12 protein-coding genes and 3 pseudogenes are annotated in these 17,364 nt (G+C 62.8%); 7 read left to right on the forward strand and 8 right to left on the reverse strand.

Translation table 11 applies throughout. The features are described 5' to 3' along the window. Positions 1-31 precede the first annotated feature (31 nt). Both hmgA and fahA read left to right on the forward strand, forming a co-directional pair. A complete protein-coding gene (gene hmgA / locus OKW98_RS11270; RefSeq protein WP_265389223.1) occupies positions 32-1,348 on the forward strand; it encodes a homogentisate 1,2-dioxygenase in 1,317 nt (438 codons plus the stop codon). Then, positions 1,345-2,643 (forward strand): fumarylacetoacetase, encoded by a 1,299-nt coding sequence (gene fahA, locus OKW98_RS11275; protein ID WP_265389224.1) that lies wholly within the window; start codon positions 1,345-1,347, stop codon positions 2,641-2,643. Before hmgA ends, fahA begins: the two co-directional genes overlap by 4 nt. 237 nt (positions 2,644-2,880) lie before the next feature. Here fahA and OKW98_RS11280 read toward each other — a convergent pair whose 3' ends face one another. The 4 genes and pseudogenes from OKW98_RS11280 to OKW98_RS11295 all read right to left on the reverse strand — a co-directional run bounded on the left by OKW98_RS11280 (position 2,881) and on the right by OKW98_RS11295 (position 8,568). Then, entirely contained in the window at positions 2,881-4,338 is a 1,458-nt protein-coding gene (locus OKW98_RS11280) for an N-acyl-D-amino-acid deacylase family protein (RefSeq protein ID WP_265389225.1), read from the reverse strand. Positions 4,339-4,342: 4 nt separating this feature from the next. Further along, complete coding sequence (locus tag OKW98_RS11285) at positions 4,343-5,203, reverse strand: MurR/RpiR family transcriptional regulator (protein ID WP_265389226.1); 861 nt, start codon at positions 5,201-5,203, stop codon at positions 4,343-4,345. Then, on the reverse strand, positions 5,204-6,553 hold the full coding sequence (locus OKW98_RS11290; RefSeq protein WP_237253793.1) for a gluconate:H+ symporter: 1,350 nt from the start codon (positions 6,551-6,553) through the stop codon (positions 5,204-5,206). It abuts the gene before it with no gap. Positions 6,554-7,588: 1,035 nt separating this feature from the next. Then, a pseudogene (locus OKW98_RS11295) lies at positions 7,589-8,568 on the reverse strand (GlxA family transcriptional regulator). Positions 8,569-8,742: 174 nt separating this feature from the next. On the opposite strand from OKW98_RS11295, the gene OKW98_RS11300 reads away from it, so the two are divergent. Continuing rightward, on the forward strand, positions 8,743-9,423 hold the full coding sequence (locus OKW98_RS11300; protein ID WP_265389227.1) for a DJ-1/PfpI family protein: 681 nt from the start codon (positions 8,743-8,745) through the stop codon (positions 9,421-9,423). Positions 9,424-9,429: 6 nt separating this feature from the next. Here OKW98_RS11300 and OKW98_RS11305 read toward each other — a convergent pair whose 3' ends face one another. Beyond that, a complete protein-coding gene (locus OKW98_RS11305) occupies positions 9,430-10,062 on the reverse strand; it encodes a TetR/AcrR family transcriptional regulator (RefSeq protein ID WP_265389228.1) in 633 nt (210 codons plus the stop codon). A gap of 252 nt (positions 10,063-10,314) precedes the next feature. Between OKW98_RS11305 and OKW98_RS11310 the strand changes: the two genes are divergently transcribed. Next, positions 10,315-11,412, forward strand: a complete 1,098-nt coding sequence (locus tag OKW98_RS11310; RefSeq protein WP_265389229.1) for an MBL fold metallo-hydrolase — start codon at positions 10,315-10,317, stop codon at positions 11,410-11,412. A gap of 10 nt (positions 11,413-11,422) precedes the next feature. Here OKW98_RS11310 and OKW98_RS11315 read toward each other — a convergent pair whose 3' ends face one another. The 3 genes from OKW98_RS11315 to OKW98_RS11325 all read right to left on the reverse strand — a co-directional run bounded on the left by OKW98_RS11315 (position 11,423) and on the right by OKW98_RS11325 (position 13,833). Continuing rightward, positions 11,423-11,578, reverse strand: coding sequence for a hypothetical protein (locus tag OKW98_RS11315; protein ID WP_265389230.1), 156 nt, complete (start codon positions 11,576-11,578; stop codon positions 11,423-11,425). Between the two features lie 46 nt (positions 11,579-11,624). Continuing rightward, positions 11,625-13,181, reverse strand: coding sequence for an FAD-dependent oxidoreductase (locus tag OKW98_RS11320; protein WP_265389231.1), 1,557 nt, complete (start codon positions 13,179-13,181; stop codon positions 11,625-11,627). Positions 13,182-13,344: 163 nt separating this feature from the next. Next, a complete protein-coding gene (locus OKW98_RS11325; RefSeq protein WP_265389232.1) occupies positions 13,345-13,833 on the reverse strand; it encodes a GFA family protein in 489 nt (162 codons plus the stop codon). A gap of 192 nt (positions 13,834-14,025) precedes the next feature. On the opposite strand from OKW98_RS11325, the pseudogene OKW98_RS27475 reads away from it, so the two are divergent. The 3 genes and pseudogenes from OKW98_RS27475 to OKW98_RS11335 form a co-directional block, all read left to right on the forward strand. Then, positions 14,026-14,745 (forward strand): annotated as a pseudogene (locus tag OKW98_RS27475) (MCP four helix bundle domain-containing protein); the annotation flags it as partial. Positions 14,746-15,054: 309 nt separating this feature from the next. Beyond that, positions 15,055-15,651, forward strand: a pseudogene (locus OKW98_RS27480) (methyl-accepting chemotaxis protein); the annotation flags it as partial. A 204-nt stretch (positions 15,652-15,855) separates the two neighbouring features. Further along, positions 15,856-17,100: an AGE family epimerase/isomerase gene (locus OKW98_RS11335; RefSeq protein ID WP_265389234.1), complete on the forward strand. Its 1,245-nt coding sequence runs from the start codon at positions 15,856-15,858 to the stop codon at positions 17,098-17,100. Positions 17,101-17,364: the final 264 nt, after the last annotated feature.

Here is a 17,364-nt window from a genome sequence, read left to right on the forward strand (position 1 = left end):
CGCTTACGAAAAAAAACAATAAGAGGTCGCCATGTCGACAGCACCCCGGTCCGAGCCCCTGCGCTATCAGCACGGCTTCGGCAATCAATTCAGTAGCGAGGCGATGCCGGGTGGTTTGCCCCACGGGCAGAACTCGCCGCAACATCACCCGCTGGGCCTGTATGCCGAGCAATTCTCCGGGACCGCGTTCACCGTGCCCCGCGCCGACGCCCGACGCTCCTGGCTCTACCGCATTCAACCGTCCGCTGCGCATCCGCGTTTTCAGCGCCTTGAGCGGCAGATTACCGGCCAGCAGCAAGGCCCCGTGACCCCCAATCGCCTGCGCTGGAATGCCTTCGACATCCCCACCGAACCCACTGATTTCATCGATGGCCTGCACGCACTGGCTAGCACCTCGTCTGCCGAGCAGGCCGAGGGCGTGAGCGTCTACGTCTACACCGCCAACCGTTCCATGCAGCGCGCGTTCTTCATCGCCGACGGCGAATGGCTGATCGTCCCCCAGCAGGGCCGACTGCGCATCACCACCGAACTGGGCTTGATCGATGTGGAACCGCAAGAAATCGTCGTGTTGCCGAGGGGTTTGAAATTCAGCGTCGAACTGCTCGACGGCACAGCGCGGGGCTATATCTGCGAGAACCACGGTTGCGCCCTGCGCCTGCCGGACCTCGGGCCGATCGGCAGCAATGGCCTGGCCAATCCCCGGGATTTCCAGGTGCCCCATGCGCATTTCGAAGACAGCGTGCAGCCCACCGTGCTGGTGCAGAAATTCCTTGGCGAACTGTGGGCGACCCCGCTGGGTCATTCACCGTTCGACGTCGTCGCGTGGCACGGCAACAACGTCCCGTATAAATACGACCTGCGCCTGTTCAACACCTTGGGCACGGTGAGTTACGACCATCCCGATCCGTCGATCTTCACCGTGCTGACTTCCCCGGGCGCGGTGGCGGGGCAGGCCAACGTCGATTTCGTGATCTTCCCGCCGCGCTGGATGGTGGCGGAAAACACCTTCCGGCCACCGTGGTTTCACCGCAACCTGATGAATGAATTCATGGGCCTGATCGACGGCGCCTACGATGCCAAGGCCGCAGGCTTCATGCCCGGCGGCGCGTCGCTGCACAACTGCATGAGCGCCCACGGCCCGGACAACGCCAGCGCCGAGAAGGCTATCGCCGCCGAGCTCACGCCGCACAAGATCGAGCAGACCATGGCCTTCATGTTCGAGACCGGCAAAGTCCTGCGCCCCAGCTATCACGCGCTGGAATGCCCGCAGCTGCAAAGCGACTACGATGCCTGCTGGAACGGCATCGCCAGAACGTTCAAGCCTCTCGACACGGACAGCCAACGATGAGCACTTCACAGCACTCGCGCAGCTGGGTTGCCAGCGCCAACGACCATACTGATTTCCCCCTGCAAAACCTGCCGCTGGGCGTATTCAGCCGCCCCGGCTTCGGCAAGCGTGGCGGCGTCGCCATCGGCGATTTCATTCTCGATCTGCAAACGGCCCTAGAGGCCAGCCTGTTCAACGGCGCCGCACGCGTGGCCGTGGAAGCCGCCTGTCGCGGGCAGTTGAACGATTTTTTCGCCTTGGGTGGGTCGTCCCGGCAGGCGCTGCGCAACGAATTGCTGCACCTGCTCGACGAAAAAACCCTGCAGCGGGAACGCTTGCAGGCCATGGGCGAGCGTCTGCTGGTGCCGATGGCGGACTGCCAGATGCACATGCCGGCTCAGGTTGGCGACTACACCGATTTCTACGTCGGCATTCATCACGCCATGAACGTTGGCAAGTTGTTCCGCCCGGACAACCCGCTGTTGCCCAACTACAAATACGTACCGATTGCCTACCACGGGCGGGCATCAACGCTCGGTGTGTCCGGGATGCCGGTCAAGCGCCCCAGCGGGCAAACCTTGAAACCAGGTGCCGAGGCCCCGGATTTCGGGCCGAGCAAGCGCCTGGATTACGAGCTGGAAGTGGGCGTGTGGATCGGGCAGGGCAACGAGGCCGGTGATCCCATCGCCATCGGCAAGGCGGGCGAGCACATCGCCGGTTTCTGTCTGCTGAACGACTGGTCGGCCCGTGACCTGCAAGCCTGGGAATACCAGCCGCTGGGGCCCTTTCTGTCGAAGAGTTTTGCCACGAGCATTTCGCCCTGGGTGGTCACGGCCGAGGCGCTGGCACCATTTCGCGCGGCCCAGCCGGCGCGTTCCGAGGGTGACCCGCAGCCGATGGCCTATCTGTTCGACGCGCAGGATCAGGCCAGCGGTGCGCTGGACATCGAACTGGAAGTGCTGCTCCTCACCGCGCAGATGAAAGAGCAGGGCATCGGACCCCAGCGCCTGGGCCTGAGTAACACGCTGCACATGTACTGGACCGTCGCGCAAATGGTGGCCCACCACAGCGTCAACGGCTGCAAGCTGCAAGCGGGGGATCTGTTCGGCACCGGCACCTTGTCAGGCCCGCAGCCCGGCCAGCTCGGCAGCCTGCTGGAGATGACCGAAGGCGGAAAACACCCGATCGAGCTGCCCAACGGTGAGACCCGGACCTTTCTGGAGGCCGGCGACGAGGTGATCCTCAAAGCCCGCTGCCGCAAGGAGGGAGAAGTGAGCATCGGCTTTGGCGAGTGCCGTGGGGTGGTGATTGGATAAACCCAGTCCTACGGACACAGCGCATGCTTTTAGTAGGACCGGCTTCAGCCGGGAAGAGGCCAGTGTGTACAGCCCAGATTTGCGGAGTGCCGCCTGACGTCTTCCCGGCTAAAGCCAGTCCTACAGACCGCATCCTTATAGTGGGACTGGCTTTAGCCGGGAAGAGGCCAGTGTGTACAGCTCAGATTTGCGGTATGCCGCCTGAAGCCTTCCCGGCTAAAGCCAGTCCTACAGAGATTAGCTAAACCCACCCACCAGCGACCCACTTCTCGGCAAGAACCTCCCTTGCCGTTCCCCCTGCGCTTTGCCCTCGGCATAGCTCAAATGCCCGTTCACCCACACCGCATCAATGCCCTCGGCCGCGCGCTTTGGTTCTTTGAAATTCGCCACATCGCAAACGGTGTCCGCGTTGAACAACACCAGATCCGCGCAATACCCTTCGCGCACGAACCCTCGATCATGCAACCCGAAGCGTGTGGCGGTCAGTCCGGTCATCTTGTGCACGGCAGTGTGCAGCGCAAACAACCCCAAGTCACGACTGAAATGCCCCAGCACCCGAGGAAACGCACCCCACAGGCGCGGGTGCGGGAACGGGTCTTCCGGCAGACCATCCGAACCGATCATCGACAGCGGGTGTTTCAAGATCCGCTGAACGTCGTTCTCGTCCATGCCGTAATACACAGCGCCCGCCGGCTGCAGTTTTTGCGCGGCGTCCACCAGTGAAAGGCCCCAGTCGGCGGCGATGTCTTTCAGCTCGCGGCCGCCCTGATCCGGGTGCGGCGTCGACCAGGTGATGGTGATCGGAAACGCCTCGGTGACCTGTTTCAAATCCAGCGTCGAAGAACTGGCCGCGTAGGGATAGCAATCGCAGCCCACCGGGTGGGTCAGCGCGGCGTTTTCCAGGGACGCCAGCAGCTGCGGACTGCGGCCCCAATTGCCTGCGCCCGCGCACTTCATGTGAGAAATGACCACTGGGGATCTGGCGTGACGGCCAATCGAGAACGCCTCGTCCATGGCCTCCAATACCGGCTCGAACTCGCTGCGCAGGTGCGTTGTGTACACCGCGCCGAACGCCGTGAGTTCTTCGGCCAGCTGTTTGACTTCGTCGGTTTCAGCCGAGTGAGCCGAGGCATAGGCCAGACCGGTGGACAGGCCCAGCGCGCCGTCGGCCAGGCTGTCGCGCAACTGCCCGCGCATGGCGCTGATTTCATCAGCGCGCGCCGTTCGAAAAAGATCGTCCATGTGATTGCTGCGCAGGGCGGTATGGCCGATCAGCGCCGCCACATTGACCGCCGGCCGCGCCGCGTCCACCGCGTTGCGGTAGTCGATGAAGCGCGGATAAACGAATGCAGCGGCGGGGCCGAGCAGGTTCATCGGGTCCGGCGGATCGCCCGACAGCGAAACGGGTGAGGCGCTGATGCCGCAGTTGCCGACGATCACCGTGGTCACGCCCTGGGTGATCTTCGGCAGCATCGCGGGCTGACGAATCACCACGGTGTCGTCGTGGGTGTGCACGTCAATGAAACCCGGCGCCAGCACGCGGCCGGCGGCGTTGATTTCCTCGCGGGCGGATACGTCGTGCAGGTCACCGATGCGCTGGATGCGGCCTTCGTGGAGGGCTACGTCGGCGCGGTAGCCGGGGGTATCGCTGCCGTCGATCACCAGCGCGTCGCGAATGATCAGGTCGTAAAGCATGGGGTCAGTCTCCAAGGGGCAGGCCGTCGTCGCCGCCGCGGTAGTCATCCAGCGCGAGCTTGATCCGCCGCAGCCGTTCGCGGTTGGCGTCAGGCGCAGTCAGGGCCAGTTCGGTGGCCAGCACGTCGATGGTCAGCAGCATGCCGTAGCGCGCGGCCGTGGGTTTGTAGATGAAATTGGTTTCGGCGATCTGCAGGGGCAGCAGGACATCCGCCCGTTCCGCCAGCGGTGAGCCGGGCAGGGTGATGGCGAGAATCTTCGCACCATAGCTGCGGGCCAGATCAACTGCGTCGAGCAGCTCAGGGGTGCGCCCGCTCAGTGAGCAGACAATGACGCTGTGCTCCGGGCCGAGGGTCGCGGCGATCAGGCGCATCATCACCGGGTCGCGGCTGGCGGCAATCGGGTAACCAAGGCGTACCAGTCGGGTCTGCAGTTCCTCGCTGCACAGGCTGGACGCGCCGCCCATGCCGAAGCTGTGAATCATCCGCGCCGGCGTCAGCAAGGCCACCGCTGCCTGGAAGCGCGATTCATCGAAACCGGCCAGGTGCTGACGCAGGGTGGATTCAATGTCGCCGACGATCTGGGTGAAAAACGCCGACTGTTCCGGCGCCTGCTCCGCGGTGAGGAAGCGGTTGCCCACGGCGCTGGCCTGGGCCAGTTGCATGCGCAGGTCGCGCAGGTCCTTGCAGCCCACGGTGCGGGCGAAGCGCGACAGCGTGGCGCTGCTGACTTCGGCGCGGGCGGCGAGGTCGTCAAGGCTGGCGCTGGCGGCAAACGCCACGTCGCTGAGCACCAGCCTGGCGATGCGGCCTTCGCCGGCGCTGAACGACGCCTGACGGGCGCGGATCTGGTAAAGAATGTCCACTCAGATCACCTGCGCCAGCCCAAGGGTCAGGACGAAAGCGATCACTGAAATCAGCGTTTCCAGCACCGTCCAGGTTTTGAAGGTCTGTGCCACGGTCATGTTGAAGTACTCCTTGATCAGCCAGAACCCGCCGTCGTTGACGTGGGAAAAAATCACCGAGCCCGCACCGGTCGCCAGCACCAGCAGCTCCGGATGGGGGTAGCCCAGGCCCAGCGCCACGGGGGCCACGATGCCGGACGCCGTGGTCATTGCCACCGTGGCCGAGCCAGTGGCGATGCGCATCAGTGCGGCGAACAGCCAGCCCATCAGCAGCGGCGACAGGTGAAAATCCTGCGCCAGACCGACGATCTCGTTGGTCACGCCGCTGTCGACGAGAATCCGGTTGAGACCGCCGCCGGCACCGACCAGCAGCGTGATGCTGGCGGTTGGTGCCAGGCATTCCTGGGTGAATTTCAGGATTGAATCGCGGGAGAAACCCTGCGCAATGCCCAAGGTCCAGAAGCTTAGCAACGTGGCCAGCAGCAGCGCGATCACCGAGTTGCCGATGAACAGCAGGAAGCTGTTGAAGCCGCTGCCGGGCGTGGAAATCAGGTTGGCCCAGCCACCCAGCAGCATCAGCACCACGGGCAACAGAATGGTCGCCATGGTAATGCCGAAGCTCGGCAGTTGAGCGCGGGGTTCACGGTCGAGAAATTGTTTGGCCAGCGGATTTTCATCGGGCAAATGAATGTGCGGCACGATAAAGCGCGCGTAGATCGGGCCGGCAATGATCGCAGTGGGGATGCCGATGAGGATTGCGTAGAACAGTGTCTGGCCGACTGACGCCTGATAGGCCTGCACCGCCAGCATCGCGGCCGGGTGCGGCGGCACCAGGGCGTGAACCACCGAGAGGCCGGCGACCATCGGCAGGCCGACCATCAGAATCGACACGCCAACCCGGCGTGCGACGGTGAACGCGATCGGCACCAGCAGCACGAAACCCACTTCGAAGAACAGCGGCAGCCCCACCAGAAACGCGATGCAGACCATCGCCCAGTGCGCGTTGCGCTCGCCGAAGCGGTCGATCAACGTGCGCGCCACCTGCTCGGCGCCGCCGGACTCGGCCATCATTTTGCCGAGCATGGTGCCCAGCGCCACGACCAGCGCGATGTGCCCCAGTGTCTTGCCGACGCCGCCCTCATAAGACGCGACGACGGCATTGGCCGGCATGCCGGCGACCAGCGCAAGGCCGACGGACACCAAGGTGATGACGATGAACGGATTGAGACGAAAGCGCGCGATGAGCACGATCAGGGCGATGATCGCGACGGCGGCATAGACCAACAGAGACAGGCCGGTTGACGGAGGCATGCAACGGATTCCTTGCTGAGAATGAGGAGGTCAGGGCTTTGGCAGCGGCGGGCTGGTCCTGTCGAGCTAAAACAGGGCAGAACTCATCCGCGCAATGGCGTTAACCGGTGCGCAGCCAGGTGGTGAAAACAATCTCGGCAGTGGGTGTTGCAAGCGCCATCAACGGCGAAAGAAAAGCGGGGGCGGGACGATCACAGGCAGTCATTATTGTTATCTCTGATTTCGTGATGAAAATTAAATTACACGAAACAGGATAAAACTATCAATTAATGAAAATTAATTTCTTCACGCTTATCCCCGTATTTTGCTCGCTACGCCTCCGGATTTTATGTGCGCCGAAAATCGCCTGCTGTGCCGAGATCCCTTGTAGGAGCGCGCTTGCCCGCGAACGCGGTGGGTCAGGCGAAATCGATGGCACAGGCAAATTGCATTCGCGGGCAAGCGCGCTCCCACAGATTCTGTGTGCGCGGAAGATTGCGTGCTTTGCCGTGATCTATTGTAGGAGTGAGCTTGCTCGCGATGCGGTGTGTCATTCGACATCTCCGTTTCAGACCCACCGCGTTCGTCGGATCGCGGCCCGCAGCAAGCCGGCTCCTTGGATTCGGAGTGCGCCGACGATTGCCTGCTTTGCCGAGATCCCGTAGGAGCGCGCTTGCCCGCGAACGCGGTGGGTCAGGCAAAATCGATGGCACAGGCAAATTGCATTCGCGGGCAAGCGCGCTCCCACAGGGAATCTGGCTGGGCGAGGTTCAGCGTCAGGCACGGGATCTGTGGAGCCGGCTTGCTGGCGAAGGCGTCCGTCCAGGCACATCGCCGTCAGCTGTTACGTCCGGTTCGCCAGCAAGCCGGCTCCTTGGATTCGGAGTGCGCCGACGATTGCCTGCTTTGCCGAGATCCCGTAGGAGCGCGCTTGCCCGCGAACGCGGTGGGTCAGCCGAAATCAATGGCACAGGCAAATTGCATTCGCGGGCAAGCTCCTACAGTGGATTTCGTCAGTCAGTAGCACCTGCGAGCAACATTCAGATTTCAGCCGGTTCACCCCGCGCTGAACCGCTCGCGATACGCCTGGGGCGTTACGGATACCGCGCGCATAAAGCTGCGGCGCAAGGTCTCTTCAGTACCAAACCCGCAACGATCGGCGATGCGCTTGATCGGCAGCGCACTGTCTCCTAACAGACGCCGCGCCGCTTCGACGCGCAATTGCTCGATCGCGCGCGCCGGCGTGTTGCCGGTGTGGGCGCGGTAGTGGCGGACGAAACTGCGCTCGCTCATGCCGACCTGCGCCGCGAGCGTGCCGACCGACAGGTCGCTGGCCAGATTGTCGAGAATCCAGGCGTGCAGGTCGCCAAAGCGGCTGCCTTGGTCGCGGGTCTGGTGCTGCATCGACAGCGCCGTGCTGAACTGCGATTGCCCGCCCGGGCGCTTGAGAAACACCACCAGATCCCGCGCGACGGCCAGTGCGATGTTGCGTCCCAGGTCCGCCTCTACCATCGCCAGCGCCAGATCAATCCCTGCCGTCACCCCGGCCGACGTCCACAGTTTGTTCTCGTTGATGAAGATCGGGTCCGGGTCGACGCGCAGTTGCGGGAAGCGCCGCGCCAGTTCGTCGCAACTGTCCCAGTGAGTGACCACCCGATGACCGTCCAGCACGCCGGCGGCCGCGAGCAAAAAGGCGCCGGTACACACCGACGCCACCCGCCGCGCGCTGGCGGATTGCGTTCGCACCCACTCCACCAAAACCGGATCCAGCAGCGCGGTATGTACGCCGCCACCCCGGCGACGATCAGCGTGTCCGAAGGCGTGGACGGCAGTGGGTGGGTGAGCAGGCCGAGCCCGGCGGACGAGACCACGCTACCGGATTCCCGGGCGATCACCTCGGGCCGGTAAGGCGTTTTCTGGCCAGCGTCCTGCGCCATGACGTTGGCCGAGGCAAACACCTGCAGCGGTCCGGTGACGTCGAGCAATTGAACGTTGGGGAAGGCCAGAACATGAACCGTTTTGGGCGGGTGGGGCATGGCAGGCTCGTCGTGAGGAGTGGCGTTAATATTGGCGTGAATCGTTGGCTTTATGGCGTATCCGCCAGAGGCTAGCTCGCTACAGTGGTTTCGTCCAGTCGCTGACCGGGAGCCCCATCGGCAGCGCCACTTCATACCGTCAGATGAATCACTTTTAGAACAAGGAAACACACCATGACCCTGCATATCGGCCTGCTGGTATTCCCCAAAGTCCAGCAACTGGACCTGACCGGTCCCTACGATGTTTTCGCCACCATGCCCGGCGTGGTTGTGCACCTGGTCTGGAAAAACCTGGAGCCGCTGCAGTCCAGCACCGGCTTGACGCTGGTGCCGACCGCGACCTTCGCTGACTGCCTGGACCTGGACGTGATCTGCGTGCCGGGCGGTGTAGGCGTCGATGCATTGATGGAAGACGCGGAAACCCTGGCGTTCATCCAGCATCAGGCGGCCACGGCGCAATACGTCACTTCTGTCTGCACCGGCGCGCTGGTGCTCGGCGCAGCGGGGCTGTTGAAAGGCCGCCGCGCCACCACCCATTGGGCGTCCCATTCGCTGCTGGCGCAATTCGGCGCGATTCCGGTACACGAGCGCGTGGTGCGCGACGGCAACCTGATGACGGGTGGCGGCGTGACGGCGGGTATCGATTTTGCGCTGACGCTGATCAGCGAAGTGTTCGACGCGGATACGTCCCGTACCATCCAACTGCAACTGGAGTACGCACCGGCCCCGCCTTACGACTCCGGCCGACCGGACACGGCCCCCGCGAATATCCTCGCCGTTGCGACCGATCGCGCCATGTCCGGACTGCTCGCCCGTCGGCAGATTGTCGAACGCGTCGCGGCGGCCATGGATTAACGGGCGCTACTGGACCGGAGATTGATCAAGCGGGATTTCATACCAGCACAGGAACAGGTCAAGGGCCGACTCCACCACTTCGCGCTGCTTGTCCGGCGCGAGCAGGGGTTCGTTGAGGGTCACTTGCGGCCAGAAGGCGAAGGCCTTGAGCAACGCATGGATCTGCGACGCGGCGAACACCGGCTCGACGGCCTTGAGGCGGCCGTCCTGCTGGGCGCCGCGCACCCAGACGGTGAAGGTTTCTTCGCGCTGATTGAGGCGGCTGACCCAGATCTGCGCACGATCGGGAGAGTGGATGGTCGCGCCGATGGCCACGCGGGCCAGGTCGATGAAGTTGCTGTCGCCGAGGGTTTTCATCTTTGCGTCGAGCAATTCGCGCAGTTGATCGCGCAGGGCTACGCCGGGCTTGTACACCGCATCGGTCTGCGTCGCGGCGCTGGACCACAGGCGATGGAGCATTTCGGAGAACAGCTCTTCCTTGCTGGGGAAGTGGTTGTAGACCGTGCGCTTGGAGACCTCGGCCCTGGCGGCGATGCGGTCCATGCTCGTGACCTCGAAACCGTTGTCGCGGAATTCGGCTATCGCCGCCTGAACAATGGCTTCGCGTTTACGGTCGGTCAGTCGCAGTGGGGCAGTCATGGGTTCGCTTCTGTGAGGTGAGCCGGGCAACGAAATCTCCCGACAAGAAAATTACACCGGGCAGTTTACTTCTCTTTGCCCATCGTGCAAGCTTGAAACTACACTGTGTAGTGTAAGAGCAGCTGGAAGCTACAAGTTTTGAGCTCCAAGCTAAAGCCACAGCGAAAGCTTAAGGCGTACGCCATGCTCTTGCAGCTTGCAGCTCGCGCAGCGCATCGCCACCTTCACCCGTTTCATGGAGTCAGCACCCTCATGGCCTCGATCGAAAAAAACCTTGATTCAAATCCTGCGCTGCCGGTCCTGACTCGGCGCGAAGGTCGCTATTTCAATCACAAGCCGATGGAGCGCTCAGGCGTTGGCAAAACCCTGCGCATCTTCTGGAACGCCGTGTTCAACAAACCCCACTACACCCGCCCGGCCGGGGAGATCCCGGTTCAACCGCTGTCGCGCCAGCAACTGTTCGCGGCGCCCGACAACACGGTCTACCGGCTCGGCCACTCCACGGTGCTGCTGAAACTGCGCGGTGAATACTTCCTGACCGATCCGGTGTTTGCCGAGCGTGCATCGCCCGTGCAATGGGCCGGTCCGCAGCGCTTCCACCAGCCGCCGATCCGCTTGGAAGACCTGCCGCCGCTCAAGGCCGTGATCCTCTCCCACAACCATTACGACCACCTCGATCACATGACCATTCAGGTGCTCAAGGACAAGGCCGAGCATTTCATCACGCCGCTGGGGGTGGGGGACACGCTGATTGAGTGGGGCGTACCGGCGGCCAAGGTTCAACAGTTGAACTGGTGGCAGTCGACCGATATCCATGGCATTCGCTTTGTGGCAACGCCGGCGCAGCACTTCTCAGGCCGGACGTTGCGTGACGGCAACCAGACGCTGTGGGCGTCGTGGGTGATTCTCGACGGCGATCAGCGCATCTTCTTCAGTGGAGACACGGGTTATCACGACGGCTTTAAATTGATTGGCGAGCAATATGGCCCGTTCGACCTGACCCTGATGGAAACCGGTGCCTACAACGAAGACTGGCCGGACGTGCACATGCAGCCTGAAGAGACGTTGCAAGCGCACATCGACCTGCGCGGCAAATGGCTGCTGCCGATCCACAACGGTACCTTCGACCTGGCGATGCACGCCTGGCACGAGCCGTTCGACCGGATTCTCGCGCTGGCGTGGGACCGCAGCATTTCCATCACCACGCCGGAGATGGGTCAGCCGTTTTATGTGCAGTATCCCAGCCGGGGCGAAGCGTGGTGGCTGAAGGTGGACAAGGCTGCCGAGCCTGCGACCGACCGCTGCCCAAAGCAGCGGGGTGATGGGCGGCAGGCCACCACCCGCGGCTGATTCCGCTATTTCAAGGTTTGGCATCCGTAGAGTCTGCAGGATGCTCCGTTTCCGGTGGTCGCTGCTGTTCACCACCTTGATTGGCTTGCTTGTGTTCCTCGCCGACCTTGCCTGCGTTTTCAGGTTTGTGGTCGAGGTCTTCGCGGTTGGACTCTTTATCAGGCATGGCGCCCTCCGGTGTGCGGCTGAATGAATGACTCTGAAGTGCGTACTTAATCGTCGATCTGTTCGATCTGTTCGATCAGCATCAGCGCTTCATCTTTGAACAACGGTTGTTTCATGCGTTCGGCGAGCATCGCCATGGCCCGTTCGCGCCCACAGCCGACCACGGCCGCCACAACGCCCTGCTTGCAGATCAGTGCCAGGAAATCGAACTGCTCCGGTTCTCCCAGGTAGACGATGTCGTCCCACTTTTCTGCGTGGCCGAGGTAATCCAGGCGCTTTTCAAAGTGGTAGGTCCAGAAATACGGCACGTCGGTGTAATGCCGGTCTTCGCCAAGCATGTTGCCTGCGGCGATGCGCGCCTGCTGCTGTGCAAGGCGCCAGTGCTCGATGCGGCGCGGGCGGTTGTCGAGCGGGAATGTCGCGATGTCGCCCGCGGCCCACAGGTCTTTGCCGGCGCGCATGCCGTCATCGACGGCCAGTGAGCCATCGTCCTCTCGCTCAATACCGTCGATGAAGTGCGTCACCGGGTTCACGCCGACACCCACCAACGCCAGATCCACCTGCAGCCGCTCACCGTTGCTGAGCACGGCTGCCTGCAACACCTGATGGCCATCCCGCTCAATGCCCTCGAAATGACTGACGTCGAGGTGGGTGCGGAACAGCACGCCGTTCTGCTCATGCAACGCCCGCAGTGCCTTGCCGATGCGCTCGCCCAACTGGCCGGCAAACGGCACCTCATGATGGGCCAGAATTGTCACGTTCACGCCCTGTGTGCGCAACGCGGACGTCGCTTCCAGCCCGATAAAGCTGTCGCCGACGATCAGCGCGTGGCTGCCGGGGTGGACCGCCGCAAGAATCCGGCTGGCGTCATCGCGGCTGCGCAGGGTGAGCACTTGCGGCAGATCAGCACCCTCCAGGGACAACGCGCGGGGCTCGCCGCCCGTGGTGACCAGCGCTGCGTCGTAGTCAAAGCGGCGCCCGTCCGCCAGTGTCACGCGCTTGTTGATCACGTCCAGCTTCATCACTTCGCCGTGGACCCGTTCGATACGGTTGCTTTGGTAGAACGCGTCGTCGCGCAGGGCGGGGATCTCATCGGTCCCCATTTCGGCCGACAGCACAAATTTGCTCAGTGCGGTGCGGTCGTAGCCGGGCGCGGCCTCTCGGTCGATGAGCAGCACTTGACCGTTGAAGCCTTTTTCCCTCAGCGCGCAGGCAGCCGCTGTGCCCGCTGCGCCTGCGCCGACGATCACGAAGCAGCGACTGTCTTCGGCCAGCGTCGGCGCGCGAGCGGTGATGGGCTGGTCATCGACGTGCACATGGCCATCGATGAGTTGAACGGGGTAGCGAATAAGGCCATCCAGTGCAGGGGGTTCGCACAGGTGGCCGTCGTCGATGGAAAATTCAGCCTTGTGCCAGGGGCAGATCAGATGGCCGTTGCAGATGGCGCCATCCGTCAAGGGGGCACCGGCGTGGGGGCAGAAGGCTTGAAACGCACGGACTTCATCGCCGTGCAGAACCAGCAGCGCCTTGGTTTCGCCAAACTCGACCTGGAGACCCCGGTCTCGCTGAAGATCGGTCAGGGTGGCGACTCGATGCAGGGGCATGTGCGCTTCCTCGTGGGCTTTTTTATTGGGCTTATGGGCTTCTAGTTGGGAGTCAGCCGTCAGGGGAGAGGTTCAGGGGAATATCGGGTGGTCGGTCGGGCGCTCCGTCCGCTTCAACTGCCAGAGGAACGCCCGAAGTCCGTATTCATTCCACCGCGCCAGGCTATTGCGTCAACTTCAGCCGCTCATGCCAGTCGGCAATCGACTCTTCAGGGAATTCCTCGAACTGCTGGTCATGGGGCCCTGCGGCGACTTCCACCCACGGCGCTTTGGAGTTCAGCAGCAGGTGCGTATGCTCCGGCGGAGTCGGCAACGGCGTGTCGATGGCCGATGCGAAGGGATGAATCAGTTCCGGCCATTCGGGGCTGAACAACCACAGCCCGCTGCCGCACAGCTTGCAGAAATGCCGTTCGGCGCTGCTGATGTGGGTTTGGTGACCCTCATCGTCGCGCATTTTTGCGTGATAGATCGCGATGCTGTCCTTGCCTTTGACGTCGAGGCTTTTCGCGTCGCCGCCCAGGTTGATCGCGTAACCGCCGCCGCCTTGGGTCTTGCGGCAGATCGAGCAGTAACAGCGTTGATAGGGGTAGGGATGGGCGCTCGTCAGGCTGAATTCGACGGCGCCGCAATGGCAGGAACCTTCCAGATGCATGATTCACCTCCGCTTAAATAGGATGTCGGGCTTAAGGGTCTAGACCTCTCAAGCGGGCGGGGTTCGATGTTTTCTCGAACAGGCGTTCGGATTCTTCATGGGGCGGCGGCTCAAGAACCCAGCGGTAATGTCGATAAGCGGTAGTCATACGACGACTTTGCGTCCCGCCCCTACAACAACGAGCCCACCGTTATGAGCCTACGCAACCTGACCATCGCCCGCCGCGCCGGCCTTGGGTTTACCCTGATTTCCCTGTTGGTCGCGTTCTTGGGCTGGTTCGCCTTGAGCCAGATGTCGACGATTCGCGAGAGCGAGGTGGCGGTCGAGAGCAACTGGATGCCGAGCATGCGTCTGGTCAATGACATCCGCGAAGCCATGCTGCGCATCCGCACGATTTCCCTGCGGGTGGCCCTTGACGGCGATCCGAAAAACGTCGGGGTCTACAAAGGTCAGATGGACGCGCGCGCGAAGATCCTCGATGAAAAACTCACCAGCCTCGACACCTTCATCGACACCCCGGAAGAGAAGGTGCTGTACGGCAAATTCCGCGCGACCCTGGCCGATTATCAGCGCGGTCTGACCCAGTCCTTCGTGCTCGCCGAGAGCGGCGACCTCAAGGCGCTGAACCAGCTGCTGCTGGTGGACATGAAAACCGCCGTTGACAACTCCGGCGCGCAGCTGGGCGAACTCGGCGATTTTTATTCCCATCAGGTCGAGCTCGAAGGCGCCGCCGCACAAGCGCAGTACGGCAAGTCCCGAAACGTGGTGCTGGTGTTCGTGCTGATCGCGGCGTTGGCGACGGTTGTGCTGGCGGTATGGTTGACCCGCAGCATCGTGCGTCCGCTGCAGGAAGCGGTTGATGCCGCCGAATACGTCGCCAAGGGCGATCTGACCCACGACATCCGCGTCGAAGGCAACGACGAAGTCACCCGCTTGCAGAGCGCGTTGCAGCAGATGCAGACCAACCTGCGCTCGACCCTGAGCCTGATCGGCAACTCGGCGAGCCAGTTGTCGTCGGCCGCCACCGAACTGAATTCGGTGACCGAAGACAGCCATCGCGGCCTGCACCAGCAGAACGCCGAAATCGAACAGGCCGCCACGGCGGTGAATGAGATGACCTCGGCGGTCGAGGAAGTCGCACGCAACGCGGTGTCGACGTCCCAGGCGTCGAGCGAATCGAACACCGCAGCCCGCGACGGCCAGAGCCGGGTCATCGACACGGTCAATTCGATCCAGACCCTGTCCGGCAACGTGCAACACACCTCGGACCTGGTGCAGACCCTGGCCGATCAGTCCAAGGACATCGGCAAGGTGCTGGACGTGATCCGTTCCATCGCCGAGCAGACTAACCTGCTGGCGCTGAACGCCGCCATCGAAGCAGCACGGGCGGGCGAGTCCGGCCGTGGCTTTGCCGTGGTCGCCGATGAGGTGCGCGCACTGGCCCACCGCACTCAGCAATCAACCCTGGAAATCGACAAGATGGTCACGACCATGCGCAGCGGTTCCACCGAGGCGCTGGAATCGATGTCGGTCAGCCGTTCCCGCGCCACCGAAACACTGGGTCTGGCCCAGGGTGCCGGCGAGTCGCTGAGCCGGATCACCACGTCGATCAACGAAATCTCCGAGCGCAACCTGGTCATCGCCAGCGCCGCCGAAGAGCAGGCGCAAGTCGCCAGGGAAGTGGACCGCAACATCGTCAACATCCGTGACCTGTCGATGCAATCGTCGTCCGGCGCCAACCAGATCAGCGCGTCGAGCAACGAACTGTCCCGGCTGGCAGCGGAGTTGAATCAGGTGGTGACACGCTTTCGGGTCTGATGGCTGGCTTTAAATGCTTCCCGGCTAAAGCCGGTCCTACAGACTGCACGCGGTGTCTAGTAGGACCGGCTTTAGCCGGGAATAGGCCAAGAACGGCACCGTTTCACCTCATTCACTTGCCTGTCGCTGCCCTCGGCTTGCATGATTCGCCCCGACTAATAATTCCTGGCGGGCCGAACCTGCCGACGAGATAGGTGAAGGGCAATGGATGACGTGAATCGCGATTTCAGCAGTTGGCTGCGCTCCCCGGGTCACAAGGCCTGGCTGATGGAGGAGGGCAATCGGCTGCTGGCGTTTGCCAAGGCCTCGAAGCTGCCCCAGGGCTTCGGCAATCTGGATGACTTCGGCCGGCTCCCCGCCGATGCCGTGGCCGAAACCATGAACACCGCCCGCATGACCCACAGCTTTGCCATGGCCCACATCAACGGCATTCCCGGTTGCGCCGCACTGGTCGATCACGGCATCGCGGCGCTGGCCGGGCCGTTGCGCGATGCCGAGCACGGCGGCTGGTTCGCCAAACCGCTGGAGCACAGCGCCGACACCGGCAAAGCCGCCTATCTTCACGCCTTCGTCTCCCTGGCCGCCAGCTCGGCAGTGGTTGCCCGTCGCCCCGGCGCACAGGCGCTGCTGGAACAAGCCATCCACGTGATCACCGGGCACTTCTGGAGCGAGGAAGAAGGCGCCATGCGTGAATCCTTCGACCGCGACTGGAGCACCGAAGAACGCTATCGCGGCGCCAACAGCAACATGCACAGCACCGAAGCGTTTCTCGCCCTGGCCGACGTCACCGGCGATGCGCGCTGGCTGGATCGCGCGCTGAGCATCGTCGAGCGGGTCATTCATCAGCACGCCGCTGGCAATAATCATCAGGTGATCGAGCATTTCACCCTGCAGTGGCAGCCGATTCTCGACTACAACGTCGACAAGCCCGACGACGGTTTTCGCCCCTACGGCACGACACCCGGCCATGCCTTCGAGTGGGCGCGGCTGGTGCTGCACCTGGAAGCGGCGCGGCGCAAGGCCGGTCTGCAGACGCCGAACTGGTTGCTGGAAGACGCGCGAGGATTATTCGAAAACGCTTGCCGCTATGGCTGGGACGTCGATGGCGCGCCGGGGATCGTTTACACCCTAGACTGGGAAAACCGCCCGGTGGTCCGCCATCGCCTGCACTGGACCCACGCCGAAGCGGCCGCAGCCTCCGCCGCACTGCTGCAACGCACCCGCGAGCAGCAATACGAAGACTGGTACCGAACGTTCTGGGAATTCAACGAAACCCTGTTTATCGACCTCCAACACGGCAGCTGGCGCCACGAGCTCAACCCGCAAAACCAGCCCAGCGCCGACATCTGGGCCGGCAAGCCGGACTTGTACCACGCCTATCAGGCGACGCTGCTGCCGGTGTTGCCGCTGGAGCAAAGCCTGGCGACGGCGTTGGCGCACAGGGCGTAGTCGGCAGCTGAGCCAGGGATTGTCGAAATCCACTGTAGGAGCCGGCTTGCTGGCCAATGCGCTGGGTCAGGCTGAATCTATGGCGCTGACAGATCGCATTCGCGGGCAAGCGCGCTCCTACAGTGGATCTCGGCAACGCACACAATCGTCGGGGTATATAGAGTCCGGTAAGAATTACTCATCCGAAGTTGAACAATTGTAGGAGCGCGCTTGCCCGCGATCTGGCGCGAAGCGACAGCAAATCAGGCGACGCCTCTGTGCCTG

Source organism: Pseudomonas sp. KU26590 (assembly GCF_026153515.1).
Taxonomy (GTDB): Bacteria; Pseudomonadota; Gammaproteobacteria; order Pseudomonadales; family Pseudomonadaceae; genus Aquipseudomonas.

Bases quoted from the DNA above. Each gene is read 5' to 3' on its own strand.
- hmgA (WP_265389223.1), top strand. From the start codon at position 32: ATGTCGACAGCACCCCGGTCCGAGCCCCTGCGCTATCAGCACGGCTTC.
- fahA (WP_265389224.1), top strand. From the start codon at position 1,345: ATGAGCACTTCACAGCACTCGCGCAGCTGGGTTGCCAGCGCCAACGAC.
- OKW98_RS11280 (WP_265389225.1), bottom strand. From the start codon at position 4,338: ATGCTTTACGACCTGATCATTCGCGACGCGCTGGTGATCGACGGCAGC.
- OKW98_RS11290 (WP_237253793.1), bottom strand. From the start codon at position 6,553: ATGCCTCCGTCAACCGGCCTGTCTCTGTTGGTCTATGCCGCCGTCGCG.
- OKW98_RS11300 (WP_265389227.1), top strand. From the start codon at position 8,743: ATGACCCTGCATATCGGCCTGCTGGTATTCCCCAAAGTCCAGCAACTG.
- OKW98_RS11305 (WP_265389228.1), bottom strand. From the start codon at position 10,062: ATGACTGCCCCACTGCGACTGACCGACCGTAAACGCGAAGCCATTGTT.
- OKW98_RS11310 (WP_265389229.1), top strand. From the start codon at position 10,315: ATGGCCTCGATCGAAAAAAACCTTGATTCAAATCCTGCGCTGCCGGTC.
- OKW98_RS11315 (WP_265389230.1), bottom strand. From the start codon at position 11,578: ATGCCTGATAAAGAGTCCAACCGCGAAGACCTCGACCACAAACCTGAA.
- OKW98_RS11320 (WP_265389231.1), bottom strand. From the start codon at position 13,181: ATGCCCCTGCATCGAGTCGCCACCCTGACCGATCTTCAGCGAGACCGG.
- OKW98_RS11325 (WP_265389232.1), bottom strand. From the start codon at position 13,833: ATGCATCTGGAAGGTTCCTGCCATTGCGGCGCCGTCGAATTCAGCCTG.
- OKW98_RS11335 (WP_265389234.1), top strand. From the start codon at position 15,856: ATGGATGACGTGAATCGCGATTTCAGCAGTTGGCTGCGCTCCCCGGGT.